18 protein-coding genes are annotated in these 18,068 nt (G+C 29.6%); 7 read left to right on the top strand and 11 right to left on the bottom strand.

The window, feature by feature from the left end; genetic code table 11:
- Positions 1-391 precede the first annotated feature (391 nt).
- The 4 genes from Q0762_RS10430 (at position 392) to Q0762_RS10415 (ending at position 3,688) form a co-directional block, all read left to right on the top strand.
- Positions 392-961 carry a Crp/Fnr family transcriptional regulator gene (locus Q0762_RS10430; RefSeq protein ID WP_298766674.1) on the top strand — a complete coding sequence of 190 codons (570 nt, stop codon included), beginning with the start codon at positions 392-394 and terminating at the stop codon, positions 959-961.
- 61 nt (positions 962-1,022) lie between these two features.
- The gene (locus Q0762_RS10425; protein WP_298766673.1) at positions 1,023-2,036 is read left to right on the top strand and encodes an NAD-dependent epimerase/dehydratase family protein; all 1,014 of its coding nucleotides are present in this window, start codon (positions 1,023-1,025) and stop codon (positions 2,034-2,036) included.
- 147 nt (positions 2,037-2,183) lie between these two features.
- Positions 2,184-2,777, top strand: a complete 594-nt coding sequence (locus Q0762_RS10420; RefSeq protein ID WP_298766671.1) for a hypothetical protein — start codon at positions 2,184-2,186, stop codon at positions 2,775-2,777.
- A gap of 299 nt (positions 2,778-3,076) precedes the next feature.
- Positions 3,077-3,688, top strand: coding sequence for a hypothetical protein (locus Q0762_RS10415; protein WP_298766669.1), 612 nt, complete (start codon positions 3,077-3,079; stop codon positions 3,686-3,688).
- Positions 3,689-3,806: 118 nt separating this feature from the next.
- Here Q0762_RS10415 and Q0762_RS10410 read toward each other — a convergent pair whose 3' ends face one another.
- The 11 genes from Q0762_RS10410 to Q0762_RS10360 form a co-directional block, all read right to left on the bottom strand.
- Positions 3,807-4,253, bottom strand: coding sequence for a KTSC domain-containing protein (locus Q0762_RS10410; RefSeq protein ID WP_298766667.1), 447 nt, complete (start codon positions 4,251-4,253; stop codon positions 3,807-3,809).
- Positions 4,254-4,350: 97 nt separating this feature from the next.
- Positions 4,351-5,253 carry a septum formation inhibitor Maf gene (locus Q0762_RS10405; protein ID WP_298766665.1) on the bottom strand — a complete coding sequence of 301 codons (903 nt, stop codon included), beginning with the start codon at positions 5,251-5,253 and terminating at the stop codon, positions 4,351-4,353.
- A gap of 155 nt (positions 5,254-5,408) precedes the next feature.
- Entirely contained in the window at positions 5,409-5,789 is a 381-nt protein-coding gene (locus Q0762_RS10400) for a cupredoxin domain-containing protein (RefSeq protein ID WP_298766664.1), read from the bottom strand.
- A 47-nt stretch (positions 5,790-5,836) separates the two neighbouring features.
- Positions 5,837-6,385 (bottom strand): carboxymuconolactone decarboxylase family protein, encoded by a 549-nt coding sequence (locus tag Q0762_RS10395; protein WP_298766663.1) that lies wholly within the window; start codon positions 6,383-6,385, stop codon positions 5,837-5,839.
- A gap of 357 nt (positions 6,386-6,742) precedes the next feature.
- A complete protein-coding gene (gene trxA, locus Q0762_RS10390) occupies positions 6,743-7,057 on the bottom strand; it encodes a thioredoxin (RefSeq protein WP_298766662.1) in 315 nt (104 codons plus the stop codon).
- Positions 7,058-7,416: 359 nt separating this feature from the next.
- A complete protein-coding gene (locus Q0762_RS10385) occupies positions 7,417-9,213 on the bottom strand; it encodes an acyl-CoA dehydrogenase family protein (RefSeq protein ID WP_298766660.1) in 1,797 nt (598 codons plus the stop codon).
- A 134-nt stretch (positions 9,214-9,347) separates the two neighbouring features.
- Entirely contained in the window at positions 9,348-9,473 is a 126-nt protein-coding gene (locus tag Q0762_RS10380; RefSeq protein WP_298766658.1) for a hypothetical protein, read from the bottom strand.
- Positions 9,474-9,662: 189 nt separating this feature from the next.
- Positions 9,663-10,856, bottom strand: a complete 1,194-nt coding sequence (locus Q0762_RS10375; RefSeq protein ID WP_298766656.1) for an acetyl-CoA C-acyltransferase — start codon at positions 10,854-10,856, stop codon at positions 9,663-9,665.
- Positions 10,857-10,934: 78 nt separating this feature from the next.
- Positions 10,935-13,337: a 3-hydroxyacyl-CoA dehydrogenase/enoyl-CoA hydratase family protein gene (locus tag Q0762_RS10370; RefSeq protein WP_298766654.1), complete on the bottom strand. Its 2,403-nt coding sequence runs from the start codon at positions 13,335-13,337 to the stop codon at positions 10,935-10,937.
- A 12-nt stretch (positions 13,338-13,349) separates the two neighbouring features.
- Positions 13,350-13,808 (bottom strand): MarR family transcriptional regulator, encoded by a 459-nt coding sequence (locus Q0762_RS10365; protein WP_298766652.1) that lies wholly within the window; start codon positions 13,806-13,808, stop codon positions 13,350-13,352.
- A 118-nt stretch (positions 13,809-13,926) separates the two neighbouring features.
- Complete coding sequence (locus Q0762_RS10360; RefSeq protein WP_298766650.1) at positions 13,927-14,796, bottom strand: T9SS type A sorting domain-containing protein; 870 nt, start codon at positions 14,794-14,796, stop codon at positions 13,927-13,929.
- Positions 14,797-14,945: 149 nt separating this feature from the next.
- Between Q0762_RS10360 and Q0762_RS10355 the strand changes: the two genes are divergently transcribed.
- Genes Q0762_RS10355 through Q0762_RS10345 form a run of 3 tightly spaced genes read left to right on the top strand, consistent with a single transcriptional unit; the run spans position 14,946 to position 18,040 of the window.
- Positions 14,946-15,875: an ABC transporter ATP-binding protein gene (locus Q0762_RS10355; protein WP_298766648.1), complete on the top strand. Its 930-nt coding sequence runs from the start codon at positions 14,946-14,948 to the stop codon at positions 15,873-15,875.
- A 3-nt stretch (positions 15,876-15,878) separates the two neighbouring features.
- Positions 15,879-17,204 carry an ABC transporter permease gene (locus Q0762_RS10350; RefSeq protein ID WP_298766646.1) on the top strand — a complete coding sequence of 442 codons (1,326 nt, stop codon included), beginning with the start codon at positions 15,879-15,881 and terminating at the stop codon, positions 17,202-17,204.
- Positions 17,205-17,212: 8 nt separating this feature from the next.
- Complete coding sequence (locus Q0762_RS10345) at positions 17,213-18,040, top strand: mechanosensitive ion channel domain-containing protein (RefSeq protein WP_298766644.1); 828 nt, start codon at positions 17,213-17,215, stop codon at positions 18,038-18,040.
- The last annotated feature ends 28 nt before the right edge of the window (positions 18,041-18,068 follow it).

The raw sequence follows: 18,068 nt of genomic DNA, 5'->3' as shown, positions 1-18,068 counted from the left end.
ACAGTGAGCTTCCTCTCTGTTAAATCAAAAATAATAAAAATTAAGACAATAAAATTAGGAATTAAAGATAGTACCTAAAATTTTTTGCCAACTCAAAGCACCTTAAAATTCAGTAAATATTTAATACAGAAGTAGTGTTGTTTAGCTTGTAAAAGTAACAAAGCAAAAGAAAAAAAGTATATTTACAAAACGACAATTAAAAATTACGAAATCCTATAATTTTACAAAGTATCGTTAATTAAAGTTGTTGATTCAGTACTTAGCAAAATCTACTCACTTCCTTAAGCATGAAAAAATAAACTAAGAAATAAATTAGAAAAATAAAATAATTATGAGAAATCACAACTTTTCATAATAAAATCAATTCCTACGCGATTTAAAACGTCAACTAATGAAAAATCTATTAAAACATATACAATCACAATTTTCTTTAACTAGTGCGGAAATTAGTTTACTTAAAAATAGTTTTATTTCAGAAAGTGTTACTGCAAACACTAAACTTTTAGAAGCTGGTAAAATAGAGCATTATGTTTATTTTTTAAGTAGTGGAATTGTTAAAGGCTATCAAAATATAGATGGTAAATTAGTTATTCAGCATCTAGTTTCTGAACAAGATTTTTTTACATCTTTAGATAGTTTTATGAACGAAACACCATCATTAGATTATTTTGAAACAATTACCGATTGTGAACTAATTAAAATATCTAAACCCGACTTTGACAACTTACAAGTAAAAACAACTTTTTGGAAAGATTTTGTAAAAACAATAACCAATGAACATTTAAACTGCAAGTTAGAACGCGTTAAAGATTTTCAAATTTTAACAGCTAAAGAACGTTATCTAAAGTTTATAAATGAAAACCCAAAGTTAGCACTTAACGTCTCTGTAGATAACATCGCATCTTTTTTAGGCATAGCACCACAATCTTTAAGTCGAATAAGAAAACAAGTCTCTTTCTAACAAATGTTATTTTTAAAGCCTTAAAAATCACTGAAATTTGCTCAAAAATAAAATAGAAAAAATGAGCAACGAAATTTCATTAGTAACAGGAGGAAATGGACATTTAGGAAATAACTTAGTAAGACTATTGCTTTCTGAAAATAAAAAAGTAAGAACAACAGTCAGAAACATTAACAATCAAAAACCATTTAAAGGTCTAAATTGTGAAGTTGTACAAGCTGACATTACAGATAGGAAATCGCTAAAAAAAGCATTTCAAGGAGTTACAAACCTGTATGCTGTTGCTGCAAATTTTAGTATGTGGGCTAAAAACCCTAAAACTGAAATTTACGATAACAATATGCAAGGAACTCAAAATGTGTTTGATATTGCAAAACAATGTGGTATTAAAAATATTGTATATATAAGTTCTATTGCAAGTTTAGATTTTACAATTTTGCCCGCCAATGTAGATAACGGATACAATAAAGATAGAAGAAATTGGTATTATAATTCTAAAAATGATTCGGATAAATTAGCATTAAAATTGGGTCAAAAATACGGAATAAGAACAGTTTTAATACTTCCTTCAGCTATGATTGGTGCAAAAGCATTCAACTTAAGTTATTCAAATAAGCTTGTCTTACAAATTTTGAATAATAAAATTCCAGTAGATACTAAGGTAACTTTAAATTGGATAGATGTAAAAGATGTTGCTTTAGGAACATATAACGCAATGAAAAAAGGTAGAAATTTAGAACGTTATATTTTAGCAAACCATAAACATACTACTTTACAAGAAAGTGTTAAGATAGCATCTGAATTATATCCTGAATTGAAATTGAAAACCCCAAAAAAAGTACCAAAGTGTTTACTGTATTCTGTTGCAGGATTAATGGAATTTAGCAGTAAAATAACAGGAAAAGAGCCATTATTACAAAGACAATATTTAGATATGTTTTATAATTTAAAACAAGATTACGACATTAGTAAATCAAAGGAAGAATTAGATTTCAAACCTAAATCATCAAAAAAAGCTTTGGAAAAAACCTTAGAATATCTTAAAAACGAATGGAAAAAGAAAAAAACGGCATAGAATATTGTGTAAATTGTATTGCTATTAATGGCTTATTTTATAAAAATCTCGCACACTTTTAATTCAGTAAATATTTGTTAACTTTACGCTAAGTCAGCACAACAAACTTTGTAAAACCACGTTAACTGTAATTAAAAATGGCAAAAAATGACACCAAAGCAAGTCGAAAGAATTCAAAATAAAATAAAGAAAATTAAACGTGAACTTGCGAAAGATAAAAAACATTGGGGTGGCTTTTATCACGATGGAAAAGGGCTTAGATATATGCCTCCAGAATTATATTTAAAATTAAAAGATTATTCAGGAGCTTTGAGATATTTTAATTGGTTTGAAAAGAATTTTCCTGAAGACTCTGGTTTTCCAATATTTCTTTTTGAATGGACAATTACACTTTTCAAAAAGAATAAGATTAAACTTGCAGAGAAAAAAGCTTTGGAAACTTTTTATTCTAATACTTACTTAATTGACTTTTTTTTGGAGAATAAATTACTCAATTTTGATAAATCTGAAAGTTCTAATTGGGAATACTCAAGTTTAGTAGAAAACTTAGAATATTCGCAAAATACAGAAGAACTTATTGATTTTTCGGAATGGCTGAAAGAATTTACAAAAACGAAGACGTTTTATGGTTTTGCTAATAATTTAATTGAAATTGAAACAAAATTAAAAAATGAACCTATTGGCAAGAAAAGATCCAAGCTAGTTAGTGAAAAATACCAACTACTTGAAAATCTGAAATAAAAAAACTAAAGCGAACAATGTGTAAAATTTATTGCTTTTTAAGATTTTTTTGGCGATTTATCACGTAAGTCTAAAAGTCTAGTTATTTTAGTTGTATTTGCGCAATAAATCTGATAGAATGAAACTGTAGATAATTTAAGGAAAATCTTAGACACAATTCAACATACAGAAAATTTGGTAAATTTTTACTAACTTTACCCTAGTAACGCTACAAATTTATACAACCATCTTTGGTGTAGTAGGAGCAAATCGCTCTAAAAAAAACAAAAGTTGATTATAATTATATATACCTTTCTAAAATGGAATCTATAAACAAAATAAAACAAAATAAATGGTTGAATCTTTTGGAAGAGGCCATTAATGAAAAGGTTGAAATCCAAGTAAATCATCGTTTTAAGTACAAAAATAAATGTTTAGGTACTTTTTTAGTATCAGCTAAAAGTAAACAAAACCCAGAATTAATTAAAAAAATTGAACTTTTAGGAGTCAATTTTAAAATGCACAGTAAACAACCTGAACATTATTTAGAAAAGTTTATTTTACAACTCTCTACTGATAAAAAACCTAATAAACAGCATTATATCACCAGATTTAATCAATATGTACTACCAAAAAAGGAACTTTTAAAAGACCAAACAATAAAGAAACTGAATAAAGTTTGGAAAAGAAAATTTGGAGATATCAGAAAATGGGAGAAACCTGAAACAATAATTGACAAAATTGAGAATTGGAAAGAATTTAGGTATAACTCTGAAATAAACCCAACTGGAAAATGGTTTGATTATAGAGTAAATATGGGAAAATTATACGGTTGGGTGTACTTAAGAAAAAGAGACAAGCAAAAAATGGGTTTAATTTTAGAGCATTTTACTAAAGAGGAAATAGCTGAATTGCAAAAAGAAGGATTTTAATAGAAAAAGCAACAACGCATAACAACATACAAAACAAATAAAATTCTTTGTGTTAGCATAAAGAACAAAAAAAATCCCAAGTTAAAACTTGGGATTTTTTACAGGATAACTAGAACTCTTAAACCTCTACAGAAGCTTTCATAGATTTTCTATACGTAAACTTGTTAAAAATATTTCTTTTACCAAAGTTGTTCATCGATTTTGCATTTAAAAATTTTCCAAAAAGTATTTTACTAACACCAAAGTATTCGTATTTATTACCATCTGTAAATGTAACTTCTAACAACATGCTTTTATGATGCCAATCTGCAACTTGAAACGCTGTAATGGTTTTTTTATAGTCTTCTAAATTTGCTGCCTTTGTTTCTGGAGCAATACTTACTAAAAAATGGTAACCGTCAATAATTTCTGTACTTTTTTCTTCAGCTTCCAATTTCTTAGTTTCATCTTGAAATTTGTCTGGATGCCATTCTTTAACTAATTTTCTATAAGAAGTTTTTAAATCTTTTAGATTAATATCGCCTTCTATATTAAACAATTTTTTATACTGCTTTATGCGTTTCATTTTTAGTTTTTTTAATGCGCACAAAACTAGTGCTATTAAATGAATAATAAACTAAAAATTATAGTAATTTATAAGTCCTGTTTTTTTGATTTTTCGCTTAATCTAAACCCAAAATTTTACGTTCTTGCACATCAGATGTTTTATTTTTACTCCAATAAGGAGACTTTATGGTGTTTATTTTGGTTGCCTTTGTAGTCATCTCTTTTCCTCTTTGTGTAATCGTTTCTTCCCAACTTTCAATTACATAAGGAAATTCTTTTGTTAAAGTGATGTTCAATTTTCTTTTTAATTTAGGGTAATGTATAGAAAAGATAAAAAATTGATCTTCTATTTTAAGGTTTACTACTGCATCATGGGCTTTTATTTGTTGATGATTTAAAGCTAAAAATTCAAAGGATGGCACAATTTTATAATTTCCTAGTTTTATGTTTTTTGGATTAATTCTTAACTGATTCCAAAGTTCGTTTTCTAAAACTTCTTTCTCTAAAATTAATTTCCTATCTGCATTACTTTCAAAATAAGAGAAAAAATTAATGTTGAATTTTTCTTTATTGTTAAGTTGCATAAAAGTATTGCCACACCATTCTTGTGCTGCAAAAGAAATTTTTATAGCTTGTTTTTGAATGTCAATAGGAGAGAAGGTGCTTGTCATTAAAGAATATGGATAAATGCCAGTAGTATATTTTTTAGTACTGTTTAATTTTAAAACAGGCACATTATTTTTATTTTGATAATCTGCTTTTACTTGTTTTTCTGGCAAGAAATCTTCCGTTACAAATATATTTACAGCAGTTCCCTCATAAATTTGTCCATATCTTACTTGAGCCAATTTATAGGAAGTAATTTCTGCTTTTCCAGCATACCAATATGCATTAAAATCAGGATGTTTTTCAACAGATTTTGTTGTTTTATAGTTAGTTGTAGTACTTTGTTTAAATTCTGGGTTTTTACAGAAAACAAATAGTAAACTTAAAAATAGAGGAGCGTAAGAAGGTAACATATATTATATTTTTTATTGCTATAGGTTACTAAATTACAACAAAACCATAGTATTACAAATTGTAAACAAAGCAATTAACAGCATTTTAATATAAAAAAAAATCGTCTAAAATTTAATTTAAACGATTTAGATTTGGAATACTTAACTGTATAGATTTACTTTACAATTAAAGTATATTCTGGTGTTTTATTTAAAGGGCAAAAATAAGTATACTCTCCTTTTTTAAGCGTTACTTTGTTAGAGGTTTGCTTGGTGTTGTTTTTAACCATAGCTTTTACGTATGCCTCTTTAATGTGATTTGCTTGACCACTTTTTCCTTTTGGTTGTAATACAAAACCAACATCAGAACCAACATTGTTGTTAGATATTTCAAAAATATAAGTACCTGCAGATAAGGTAATTTGTTTTTGGGTAAACTCACCTTGAGTTTGTTCTAAAGCCACTGTTTTTACAGTTTCTTTTTTCATGTTGTCTTGTGCATTTGTTTGAAATGCGAAGGCTAATACTACTACTAAAATTGCGATTACTTTTTTCATTTTATCTATTGTTTATGGGTAATTATATATTTATTTTTTGGATTTTCTTATAGTGTTTCTAATGCTAAGGTTTGTGCTATTGGAAAATCTACAGTTACTTCTGTTGTTTTGTGAAAGTAATTGGTAATGGTAATTTCTCCTACAACTAAAATGGCATCTGCCAAGTTTCCTTTTGTAAAACCTGCATTATAAAAGTTTTCTATACTTTCTGGCGTTGCTGCGCCTCTGTTGATGGCTACACTTCTTGCAAATTTTGCTAAAGCATCTAATTTGTCATTAAAACTTGCATTTCCTGCTCTTAGTTCTAATATTTCATCGTCAGAAAAACCGTTTAATTTTCCTATTGCAGTGTGTGCAGACAAGCAGTATACACATTCATTTACTTGACTTACAGCTAGATTAATTACTTCTTTTTCTTTAGCTGAAAAACTTGTTTTTGCGTTACCAATTGCTAAAATATTTTCTAAAGCAGTATCACTGTGTGCAAAAGAAGCATATAAGTTTGGTACAAAACCTAATCCTTTTTCTAATTGTGCAAAAATTGCTTGGTTGTTTTCAGATACTTCGTTTTTTGTTGGTACATTAAATGTGCTCATAATTTATTTTGTGTTGATTTTAGTTCAACATCTTTTTGTTTTTTGCTGATTTTTTTTTGCTCAGCGTCTTGTTAATTACTTTTTTATTTTGCTGAAATTATTTCAGCTTGGTTATTTGATACTTTTTTAATTTCTAGTGCAAACTTGGTTGTCTTCATTTTGCTCACCGTAAGTTTGATATCCCCAGCAATTTGGGCAGTTTGTTTGTGCTATTGTTTTCATAATTGTTAGGTTTTAAATTGTTGTTATTATTTTAATATTGAAACAAGCTTAGTGTTTTGTTACTGCAAAGATGCAATCGATTTCAACCTTAAAAATTGGACAAAAGTTCTTACTGTTTGGACAGTGTAAAAAATGTTATTTTAAACGGTCTATTTTATCTCTTAAATTTCTTTCTGTAATTAAGCCAGTATGTTTTTCTACAACTTTACCATCTTTAAAGAAAACTAATGTGGGTATGTTTCTAATACCAAACTCTGTTGCCAACTCTTGGTAATCGTCTACATTTACTTTTTTTATAAGTACATCTTCTTTTAACTCATCTGCTAACTTATTTATAGTTGGCAATAAGGTTTGGCAAGGGCCACACCAGTCTGCATAAAAATCTAATAATACGCTTGAGTTATTTTCAATAATGTTTTTTACGTTTGTTGCTGCTATTGGTGTTTCCATTTTATTTGTTTTTAGTGCTATTATAATTTTGTTTTTTAATTTATGAATGAAGTTCATCATTCTTGCACTGCAAAGATGCAACCGATTTTAACCTTAAAAATTGGACAAAAGTTCCTACTGTTTGGACAAGCAAAAAAAGGATAAGAAATAAGTGTGAAACTATTTTAGAGATTTCTATTTAGGAAGGTTTTTTATAGAATTACGGAAATAAATAATTTTTTCCTTAATTATATTTATTCTGAATAAAATGGTAATTATTTTATGTTGGCACACAAAAAAAGAGACTGTATAACACAGCCTCTTTCCAACAAACAACTAATATAATTTAAAACAGTATTGTTTTAAATTTTTTCTAATTCTTAAAAGCAATATTTATTTTCAGCTTTTACTTTTTCTGCGATTTCATTACGTAAGTCTACAATATCTGGGTAGTTTGTATATTTTGTAAAACGTTTTAAACCCATTAACATCATACGTTGTTCATCACCTTCAGCAAAAGAAATAATACTTTCTTTACCTTTTTCTTCAATTTTATCTACTGCATGATATAAGTATAACTTAGACATTGCAATTTGTACAGATTGTTCTTTTTCGCTTGTGCGTTTTACATTTTTTTCTGTTCTTAAAATTGCAGATTCTGCCATATAAATTTCAATTAAGATATCTGCAGCAGCAATTAATAATTGTTGATGTTCTTCTATTTCTGGTCCATATTTTTGCAATGCAGCACCTGCAACCATTAAAAAGGTTTTCTTTAATTTGGCAATCATTTCTTTTTCTTCAGAAAATAATACTGAATAATCTGGCGTATCAAAAGAAGGAATTCCCATTAAACTATTTGCAACTTCTGTGGCAGGACCTAATAAGTCTACATGTCCTTTCATTGCTTTTTTAATTAACATACCTACGGATAGCATCCTGTTAATTTCATTCGTTCCTTCGTAGATTCTAGCAATTCTTGCATCTCTCCACGCAGATTCCATTGGTGTTTCTTCAGAAAAGCCCATACCACCAAAAATTTGAATTCCTTCATCTGCACAATTTTGTACATCTTCAGAAACAGCTACTTTTAGAATAGAACATTCTATCGCATATTCTTCTACACCTTTTAATTCCGCTTCTTGGTGTGTATTTCCAGCTTCAATTCTTAAGGCAATTCTGTCTTCAATATCTTTAGCAGCTCTGTAAGATGCAGATTCACCAACATAAGCATCGGTTGTCATTTCTGCTAATTTTACTTTTATGGCACCAAAATCTGAAATAGGTGTTTTAAATTGTTTGCGCTCATTTGCATATTGTACAGCTGCAGTAATTACTCTTCTTTGAGAATCTAAACAAGCTGCAGCCAATTTAATACGACCAACATTTAAGGCATTCATGGCAATTTTAAAACCTTCACCACGACCAGCCAACATGTTTTCTGCAGGAACAACAGTATCATTAAAAAATACTTGTCTGGTAGAAGATGCTCTAATTCCTAACTTATGTTCTTCTTCACCTAATGTTATTCCATTTGGATTGTTTTTGTCATATTCAACAATAAAACCAGTAATGTTTTTGTCATTTTCTATTCTGGCAAAAACAATCATTAAACGACAAAAACCTGCGTTAGAAATCCACATTTTTTGACCGTTAATTTTATAAGATTTTCCATCTTCAGAAAGTTCTGCAGTAGTTTTTCCTGAATTTGCATCTGAACCAGCACCAGGTTCTGTTAAACAATAGGCACCAAACCATTCTCCAGAAGCCAACTTGGGAACATATTTTTCTTTTTGTTCTTGCGTACCATATAAGGTAATTGGCATAGTTCCTATTCCTGTATGTGCACCAAATGCTGTGCTAAAAGAACCTGTTCCAGATGAAATATAATCGCAAGTAAGCATGGTAGAAACAAATCCCATTCCTAAACCACCAAACTCTTCTGGTACAGCAACACCTAAAAATCCTAATTCACCTGCTTTACGCATAACGTCTTCTGTTAAAGCATAATCTTTTGCTTCAAAACGTGTTTTGTGTGGTATGATTTCTCTGTCATTAAATTCCATAACAGCTTCTTTCATCATTTGTTGCTCTTCTGTAAAATCTTCTGGTGTAAAAACGTCTTCACAATTTGTTTCTTTTACAAGAAATTGTCCACCTCTTAATAATTCTGCCATTTTGTTATATTTTAAATTTTAGAAGAAAGAAAACAGAAAATAGACCTTTATTGTAGGCAATTTTAGAATTCCATTGTTATTTTTTGGAATGCTTCTATTTTATCTTCAACTTTTTTTAATGTTTTGTTATTTTTTTAATTTCTATTTTTTGCGACTAACAATTGTGTTCCTAGCTCAAAAGATGACCCTAAAGATATATCAAGAAAAAGACGAAAATATTTATCTTTTCTTGAAGGTTTTTCTGTAATATTACTTGGCAAAGAAACTTAGTATCTATAATTTGTGAACTTAAATCATATCTTTCATTCTAAGAAAATATTTCATAAAATATCTGAAGTATCATTTGTAATCTCTAATCCAAGTTTCCAAATCTTCAAATTTTTATAATTATGTCTTTTTTTAAGCGCACATTGGTCTTTTTTCTTTCCTCTCTTTTCTTTATTTTCTATTTAAGAAAGAAACTCAAAAACACCTGCAGCACCTTGTCCTGTTCCTACACACATGGTTACCATTCCGTATTTATTTTTCATATTACGTTTGCGCATTTCATCAAACAATTGAACAGATAATTTAGCACCTGTACAACCTAAAGGATGTCCTAAAGCAATGGCACCACCATTTACATTTATAATTTCTTGGTTCAAATCTAACTCACGCATAACTGCTAACGATTGAGAGGCAAAAGCTTCATTCAGTTCAATTAAATCGATATCATTTTGTTGTAAACCAGCTTGTTTTAATACTTTTGGAATTGCAGCAACTGGGCCAATTCCCATAATTCTTGGTTCTACACCAGCAGCCGCATAATTTACAACTCTGGCTATTGGTTCTATATTTAATTCTTTTACCATTTCTTCACTCATTACCATTACAAAAGCAGCGCCATCACTCATTTGAGAAGAGTTTCCAGCAGTTACGCTTCCGCCAGCGGCAAAAACCGAACGAAGTTTCCCTAAAACTTCTTTTGAAGTTCCTTTTCTAGGTCCTTCATCTTTGGTCACCGTATATTTTTTTGTGGTTTTTTTTCCATTTTCATCTAAAAATGTTTGTTCTACTTCAATAGGTACAATCTGGTCTTGAAAACGATTTTCTGCTTGTGCTTTTAGTGCTTTCATGTGAGAATTAAAAGCAAATTCGTCTTGATCTTCTCTAGAAACTTTAAACTGATTTGCAACAGCTTCAGCAGTATTTCCCATTCCCCAATAATAATCTGCATGACCATCTTTAATGGTATCATAATTTAATTCAGGTTTAAAACCAGTCATTGGCACAGAACTCATGCTTTCTGCACCACCTGCAATAATACAATCTGCCATTCCTGCACTAATTTTTGCAGCAGCCATGGCAATTGTTTCTAGTCCAGAAGAACAAAAACGGTTTACAGTAACTCCAGGAACATCAACAGAATTTAAACCTATTAAAGAAATAAAACGGGCCATGTTTAATCCTTGAGAACCTTCTGGCATTGCGTTTCCTACAATTACATCGTCTATACGTTTTACGTCTAAATTTGGCAATTCTTTCATCATGTGCTGAATGGTTTCTGCACCCAACTCATCTGCTCTTTTAAAACGAAAAACTCCTTTAGGTGCTTTTGCTACTGCTGTTCTATATGCTTTTACTATATATGCTTGTTTGCTCATAATTTTCTTGATTTTTAGATTATTGGATTTTTAGATATTTAGATTTCTAACAATCGAGAAATCTAACGTTCTAATAATCTAATTTCTTAACGGTTTCCCAGTTTTTAACATGGCTTGTATTCTTTCCAAGGTTTTTCTTTCTGTACAAAGAGATAAAAAAGCTTCTCTTTCTAAATCTAGTAAGTACTGCTCTGTTACTAAGGTAGGTTCAGATAAATCTCCACCAGCCATTACGTAGGCCAATTTGTTTGCAATTTTTTGATCGTGTTCAGAAATATAATTAGAATGTTCCATAGCATCTGTACCTACTAAAAACATACCCAAAGCTTGTTTACCCAAAACTTTTACGTCTTTGCGTTTTGCGGGTTGTGTATAACCACTCTCTGCTATTAATTTAGCGTGCGCTTTTGCAGTGGCAATTTGTCTGTCTTTATTCACTACAATTACATCTTTTCCTTTTTGTAGTAATCCCAAATCAAAAGCCTCATAACCAGAAGTTGACACTTTTGCCATACCAATAGTTAAAAAGTTTTCTTGTAAAATGTTCAATTCAACATCTCCTTTATTAAAAGAATCTGATGCTCTTAAGGCCATTTCTTTAGAACCACCGCCACCTGGAATTACACCAACTCCAAATTCTACTAAGCCCATATAGGTTTCTGCAGCTGCAACTACTTTATCTGCGTGTAAAGAAATTTCACAACCACCACCTAAAGCCATTCCATGAGGTGCAGAAATTGTTGGGATAGATGAGTAACGCATGCGCATCATGGTATCTTGGAAGTACTTAATAGCGTAATTCAATTCGTCATATTCTTGCTCTACAGCCATCATAAAAATCATACCAATATTTGCGCCAACAGAGAAATTGGCGGCTTGATTACCAACAATTAATCCCTGAAAATTTTTTTCTGCTAAATCTATTCCTTTGTTGATTCCTGCTAAAACATCGCCACCAATGGTATTCATTTTAGACTGGAATTCTATATTTAAAATTCCGTCTCCAATATCTTCAATTACAACACCAGAATTTTTAAAAACTTCGTTAGATTTTCTAATATTATCTAAAATGATAAAACCATCTTGACCAGGTTTTTTAGTTTGCGTTTTAGAAGGAATATCATAAAAATAAGTTGCGCCATCTTTTACAGAATAAAAAGAAGTTGAACCAGAGGCTAACATTTCTGTTACCCAATTTGCAGGTTCTTTTCCTTCGGCTTTCATTAATTCAATTCCTTTTGTTACACCAACTGCATCCCAAATTTCAAATGGGCCATTTTCCCAACCAAAACCTGCTTTCATAGCATCATCAATCTTATACAATTCGTTAGAAATTTCTGGAATTCTATTTTGAACATAAGCAAACATTGCTGCAAAATTCTTTCTGTAGAATTCTCCTGCTTTGTCTTTTCCGCCAACTAAAACTTTGAATCTATCAATAGGTTTATCAATGGTTTTTGTTAATTCTAAGGTGGCAAACTTTGCACGTTTTTTAGAACGATATTCCATCGTTTCTAAATCTAACGTTAGAATTTCTTTTTTACCATTTACCACCGTTTTTTTATAAAAACCTTGTCCAGTTTTACTTCCCAACCATTTGTTTTCCATCATTTTATTGATGAAACTTGGCAATTTAAAAAGCTCGTGAGCTTCATCATTAGGACAGTTTTCATAAATACCGTTTGCAACGTGTACCAAAGTATCTAAACCAACTACATCCACAGTTCTAAAAGTTGCAGATTTTGGACGGCCAATTACAGGTCCTGTTAATTTATCTACTTCTTCAACAGTTAAGCCTAATTCTTTAACTTGATGAAATAAAGATTGAATTCCGAAAATTCCAATTCTGTTTCCAATAAATGCAGGCGTATCTTTGGCTAAAACGGATGTTTTTCCCAAGAATTTTTCACCATAACTCATTAAAAAGTCGGTAACTTCTTGTTTACAATCTGGTCCAGGAACCACTTCAAAAAGCTTTAAATATCTTGGTGGATTAAAAAAGTGAGTAACCGTAAAATGCTTTTGGAAATCTTCACTTCTGCCTTCATTCATAAACTTTATAGGAATACCAGAAGTGTTAGAAGAAATAATAGTACCTGGAGTTCTGTATTTTTCTAGTTTTTCAAAAACTGTCTTTTTGATGTCTAAACGCTCTACTACAACCTCCATAATCCAATCTACATCTGCAACTTTTGCAATATCATCTTCTAAATTACCCGTTGTAATTCTATTGGCAAATTTTTGATTATAAATAGGTGAAGGTTTCGACTTTAAAGAGGCCGATAAAGCATCATTTACCAATCTGTTTCTAACAACTTTGTCTTCTAATGTAAGGCCTTTTGCTTTTTCTTTATCGGTTAATTCTCTTGGAATAATATCCAATAAAAGAACTTCTACACCAATATTTGCAAAATGACAGGCAATACCACTTCCCATAATTCCAGAACCGATAATTGCTACTTTTTTAATTCTTCTTGTCATTTGTATAATTTTTTAAACCGCTTTGTTATTCTTTTCTGAATAAATTTCTTTTTCGGCAATTAATTTATTTATTGTTTCTGTAACTCTAAAAAAACCTTCTAAGTCTTTTTCTGAAACATTGTTGGCTATGGTTTCATTAAACTGAATTACATGGCCTTTAGAGATTTTGCGCATTTCTTTGCCATAATCTGTTAATTTAATAATTACGCTTCTACCATCTTCAGGGTTTTTTTCTCTAGAGATAGCGCCTTTGTCTTCCATAGTTTTTAATATTCTAGAAAGACTTGTTGGTTCCATGCCCATTAAAGGCCCAAGTGCTGTAGATGGCGTTCCATTTTCTTTATCAATATTTAATAAAACAAAAGCTGTAGCCATTGTGCTATTGTGTGCCAAAGCTTGCTCATTATACAATTTTGCTACCGCTTGCCACGTAGCTCTTAATTGATGGTCTATAGATTGTGTTTTTTTCATTGTTCCAAATATATAAAAATTTACTATGCACGCATAGTAAATGTAAAAAAAGTTATGCATGCATAGTAAATTTTAACATAAAATTTATTTGGCAAAAAAAAGAAGCAAGAAATTAGAACTAGATTTTTAGTAATTTAGTTCTTTTAGAACCTTTGGTATTGGATATTTCAAGAATATATATGCCTTTTTTAAAAGTTGAAATATCAATTTCTGCACTAGATTTAGATGTGCTTGTTTTTAGAAGAACACCAGTTGCATTGTAAATTTTTATTTGAATTTTACCAGTGTTTTGTATTTTTAAAATATCTTTTACAGGATTTGGATAAACTTTTACAGAAGTTAATTGATTGTTTTGTATGCTTAGCGTTTTTGCACAATTGTTTTGATTTTGAGCATTTCCATAACAATTTAGTTTCTCTAAAATACCATCTATAGTGTGTATGTATGGCGTTAAATTATTATCACTTTTCCCAATACCTTCAGTATAAAAATTACCTTGATCTGTATAAAAAACTTTTTCTCCATTTTTATTTGTGGTTACTTCTGTAATAAATATTTCTGCATCTTCTATAAAAGGTAAAAATGCATTTTCTAGTTTGTCGCCTTTTTTTAGGTTGAAGTTACAAAGGACATATTCTTTATTTTGGTAAAAAATGTACAAAATCTTTTCATTTACATCTTCTCTTAAAAAAATATCTTTAACAGGTTTAAACTCTGATGAATTGATAAAATAAGGAGGCGAAATATCAAAAGTATTTTTATCACTATCTGTAATGGTAACTTGTTTTAGTTTTGTATACCTTTTATTATTAATTTCAATTGTGCCATCAACCTGTATTCTTTTTAGATAATTATGCCCACCAAACCCTTGTTGTATGGTTTCAATATCCCAAAAAGAACCCTCTTTAAGAACAGGTGTATAATCTTGAGAAAGCATTTTAATAATTGAAGAGATTAGTAAAATACAGCATAGTTTTTGTTTGAACATGGCAAATTTTTTCTAAAAATAATGTTTTTTTTAATTACATTAATAAAAGACAATTTACTTGTAACAAAAGAAGTACTTCAATTACTAATAAACAGAAAATATGTAAGTTTGTATGCACAGCAAACTTTTAGCAAAACCAAAAAGATTGAATGAAAAATTTATTAGAAATTAATAATGTTACCAAAAATTATGGCAATTTTAGGGCTTTAAATAAGGTGTCTTTGCATATTCCTAAAGGAAGTGTTTATGGACTTTTAGGGCCAAATGGAGCAGGAAAAACATCTTTAATTAGAATTGTAAATCAAATTACAATGCCAGATGCTGGCACTGTTTTTTTAGATGGCGAAAAGTTAGCACCTCATCATGTAGCACAAATTGGTTATTTGCCAGAAGAACGCGGTTTGTACAAATCTATGAAAGTGGGTGAGCAAGCTTTGTATTTGGCACAATTAAAAGGATTGTCTAAAACAGAAGCTAAAAAAAAGCTAAAATATTGGTTTGAGAAATTTGATATTGGTGCTTGGTGGAACAAGAAAATTGAGGAACTCTCTAAAGGAATGGCACAAAAAGTACAATTTATTGTTACTGTAATGCACAATCCTAAATTATTAATTTTTGATGAGCCTTTTTCTGGTTTTGATCCAATAAACGCACAATTAATAGCAAAAGAAATTTTACAACTTAGAGAAGAAGGCGCAACAATTATTTTTTCTACACATAGAATGGAATCTGTGGAAGAAATGTGTGATGATATTGCATTGATTGATAAATCTAATAAAATTTTAGATGGTAATTTAGCTGATATTAAAAGAACCTTTAGAACGCATACTTTTCAGGTAGGTTTACAAACTACAAATGCAAAAGAAGTTGAAAATCTGTTAAGAACAAATTTTGAGGTTTCTAAAGCAGATTTTAAATTATTAAACAAAGGCTTAACGTTAAATGTAAAACTAACTCAAGGAAATTCTTCCAATGATTTATTATCTTTTTTAACAAGTAAAGGAGAGGTGCAACATTTTGTAGAAATTATACCAACTGCAAATGATATTTTTATTGAAGCTGTAAACAAAAATAGTTAAGAAATGAGCAAATTAAAACTAATAATACAAAGAGAGTTTCTAGCTAAAGTGCGCAATAAATCTTTTATAATTATGACTTTTTTAAGTCCGTTAATTATACTTGGTATGGGCGCATTAATCTACTTTTTAATGCAAAAGAATGATGAAAAAGTAAAAGAAATTGTATTTGTAGATAATTCTGGTCTTTTTTCTAAAACAGATTTTAAAGACACCAAAACCATTCATTATTTAGATTATACAAAAATAGGAGTTAAAGCTACAAAAAACAAAGTTGAAGCCGGTAATTATTATGGAGCTTTAATAATTCCTAAACAAGATAGCTTAGAGTTGTTGGCAAAGGCAATAGAATTTTACTCTAAAGATTCTCCTGGAATTTCTATTATAAATTCCTTAGAAAATAAAATAGAGAAAAAACTAAGGAATAAAAAATTGAATAAATTTGGTATCAATATTAATAAAATTAATGCATCAAGAATACCTGCTACCATAAAAATGTATAATTTTTCAGGAGAAGAATCATCAAAATTAATAAATGGTTTAAAAATAGGTTTAGGCGCTATAGCCGGTTATTTATTAATGATGTTTGTAATTATTTATGGATCTTCTGTAATGCGAAGTGTTATTGAAGAAAAAACAAGCAGAATCATAGAAGTAATTGTTTCTTCTGTAAAACCTTTTCAACTTATGTTGGGTAAAATTATTGGTAATGCTTCTGCTGGTTTATTACAATTCTTTATTTGGGGTATTATTTTATTTACCATAATTACCATAGCTTCTGCTGTTTTTGGTGTAGATGTTGCAGCAATGCAAACTGCTAATATACCCGCAGAACAAATGGAAATTGCTAAAGAAATGACTTCTGGAAGTAAAGGGCAATTAATAATTCAAGAAATTTTAAGATTACCCATTTTAAAACTATTCGTACTTTTTATATTTTATTTTCTTGGTGGTTTTATGTTGTATAGCTCTTTATTTGCTTCTGTTGGTGCTGCTGTAGATAGTGAAACAGATACCCAACAATTTATGTTACCAATTATGTTGCCCTTGGTTTTGGGCGTTTATGTGGGTTTTGCAACGGTAATTAATGATCCTCATGGTTCAATTGCAGTACTTTTTTCTCACATTCCATTTACCAGTCCAATAGTAATGCTCATGCGCGTACCATTTGGTGTATCTTGGACAGAGTTGGCTATTTCTATGACTTTATTAATAATTACTTTTATTTTTATGGTTTGGTTAGCTGCTAAAATTTATAGAGTAGGTATTTTAATGTATGGTAAAAAAGCAAGTTATAAAGACTTGTACAAATGGTTAAAATATAAAGGCTAAATATAAATATGGAATCACTCAAAGAGTTTTTAAGTTTTTCTTTTGAAATTACAGATAAAATCCATGTAGATGTAAGAACAGTACTCTTTATTATTTTTGTAATTCTAGTTACTAGTATATTACTTAAATTAATTAAAAAGTTAGTATATAGAAAGTTAAGTGAAGATGATAAAGGGAAGTTTAAAGCTATTTTTACTTTTTTACAATACTTTATTTATGTAATTGTATTAATTATTGCTTTAGAATCTTCTGGCATAGAAGTAGGGGTTTTATTAGCAGGTTCTGCGGCATTATTAGTGGGTATTGGTCTAGGATTACAAACCTTATTTCAAGATATTATTTCTGGTATTTTTATTTTGTTAGATAAAACTTTAGCTGTTAATGATATTGTAGAGGTTGATGAAAAAGTTGGCAAGATTATTGAGATTAGACTAAGAACAACAAGAGCAGTTACTATAGACGATAAAGTTTTAATTATACCAAATCATAAATTTTTAACACAAAGTTTATTTAATTGGACGCAGAATGGCGCACAAACTACAGAAGGTGTAGAAGTTGGTGTTGCTTATGGTTCTGATGTAGAGTTGGTAAGGCAAATTTTGGTTGATGTGGCTAAAAACCATCCAAAGATATTACAAACTCCAGAGCCAAGAGTGCTATTCTTAGATTTTGGAGACAGTGCTTTGCAATTTAAACTGTTGTTTAATATTAATAATAGTTATACACATTTGCAAATTAAAAGCGATTTGCGTTTTGAAATTGACAAAAAATTTAGAATACATAACATTACAATTCCTTTTCCACAAAGAGATGTTCATATTATTAAACCTGGGTAATAAGAACGCAACAATAAAAGAGGTATTT

Origin of the sequence: uncultured Polaribacter sp. (assembly GCF_947495205.1) — a bacterium.
In the GTDB taxonomy this organism is placed as follows: domain Bacteria; phylum Bacteroidota; class Bacteroidia; order Flavobacteriales; family Flavobacteriaceae; genus Polaribacter.
The sequence above is the reverse complement of the archived record's forward strand: the minus strand, read 5'-3'. Positions and strand labels throughout refer to the sequence as shown.

Coding starts and splice junctions, on each gene's coding strand:
- Q0762_RS10430 (WP_298766674.1), top strand. CDS start 392: ATGAAAAATCTATTAAAACATATACAATCACAATTTTCTTTAACTAGT.
- Q0762_RS10425 (WP_298766673.1), top strand. CDS start 1,023: ATGAGCAACGAAATTTCATTAGTAACAGGAGGAAATGGACATTTAGGA.
- Q0762_RS10420 (WP_298766671.1), top strand. CDS start 2,184: ATGACACCAAAGCAAGTCGAAAGAATTCAAAATAAAATAAAGAAAATT.
- Q0762_RS10415 (WP_298766669.1), top strand. CDS start 3,077: ATGGAATCTATAAACAAAATAAAACAAAATAAATGGTTGAATCTTTTG.
- Q0762_RS10410 (WP_298766667.1), bottom strand. CDS start 4,253: ATGAAACGCATAAAGCAGTATAAAAAATTGTTTAATATAGAAGGCGAT.
- Q0762_RS10405 (WP_298766665.1), bottom strand. CDS start 5,253: ATGTTACCTTCTTACGCTCCTCTATTTTTAAGTTTACTATTTGTTTTC.
- Q0762_RS10400 (WP_298766664.1), bottom strand. CDS start 5,789: ATGAAAAAAGTAATCGCAATTTTAGTAGTAGTATTAGCCTTCGCATTT.
- Q0762_RS10395 (WP_298766663.1), bottom strand. CDS start 6,385: ATGAGCACATTTAATGTACCAACAAAAAACGAAGTATCTGAAAACAAC.
- trxA (WP_298766662.1), bottom strand. CDS start 7,057: ATGGAAACACCAATAGCAGCAACAAACGTAAAAAACATTATTGAAAAT.
- Q0762_RS10385 (WP_298766660.1), bottom strand. CDS start 9,213: ATGGCAGAATTATTAAGAGGTGGACAATTTCTTGTAAAAGAAACAAAT.
- Q0762_RS10375 (WP_298766656.1), bottom strand. CDS start 10,856: ATGAGCAAACAAGCATATATAGTAAAAGCATATAGAACAGCAGTAGCA.
- Q0762_RS10370 (WP_298766654.1), bottom strand. CDS start 13,337: ATGACAAGAAGAATTAAAAAAGTAGCAATTATCGGTTCTGGAATTATG.
- Q0762_RS10365 (WP_298766652.1), bottom strand. CDS start 13,808: ATGAAAAAAACACAATCTATAGACCATCAATTAAGAGCTACGTGGCAA.
- Q0762_RS10360 (WP_298766650.1), bottom strand. CDS start 14,796: ATGTTCAAACAAAAACTATGCTGTATTTTACTAATCTCTTCAATTATT.
- Q0762_RS10355 (WP_298766648.1), top strand. CDS start 14,946: ATGAAAAATTTATTAGAAATTAATAATGTTACCAAAAATTATGGCAAT.
- Q0762_RS10350 (WP_298766646.1), top strand. CDS start 15,879: ATGAGCAAATTAAAACTAATAATACAAAGAGAGTTTCTAGCTAAAGTG.
- Q0762_RS10345 (WP_298766644.1), top strand. CDS start 17,213: ATGGAATCACTCAAAGAGTTTTTAAGTTTTTCTTTTGAAATTACAGAT.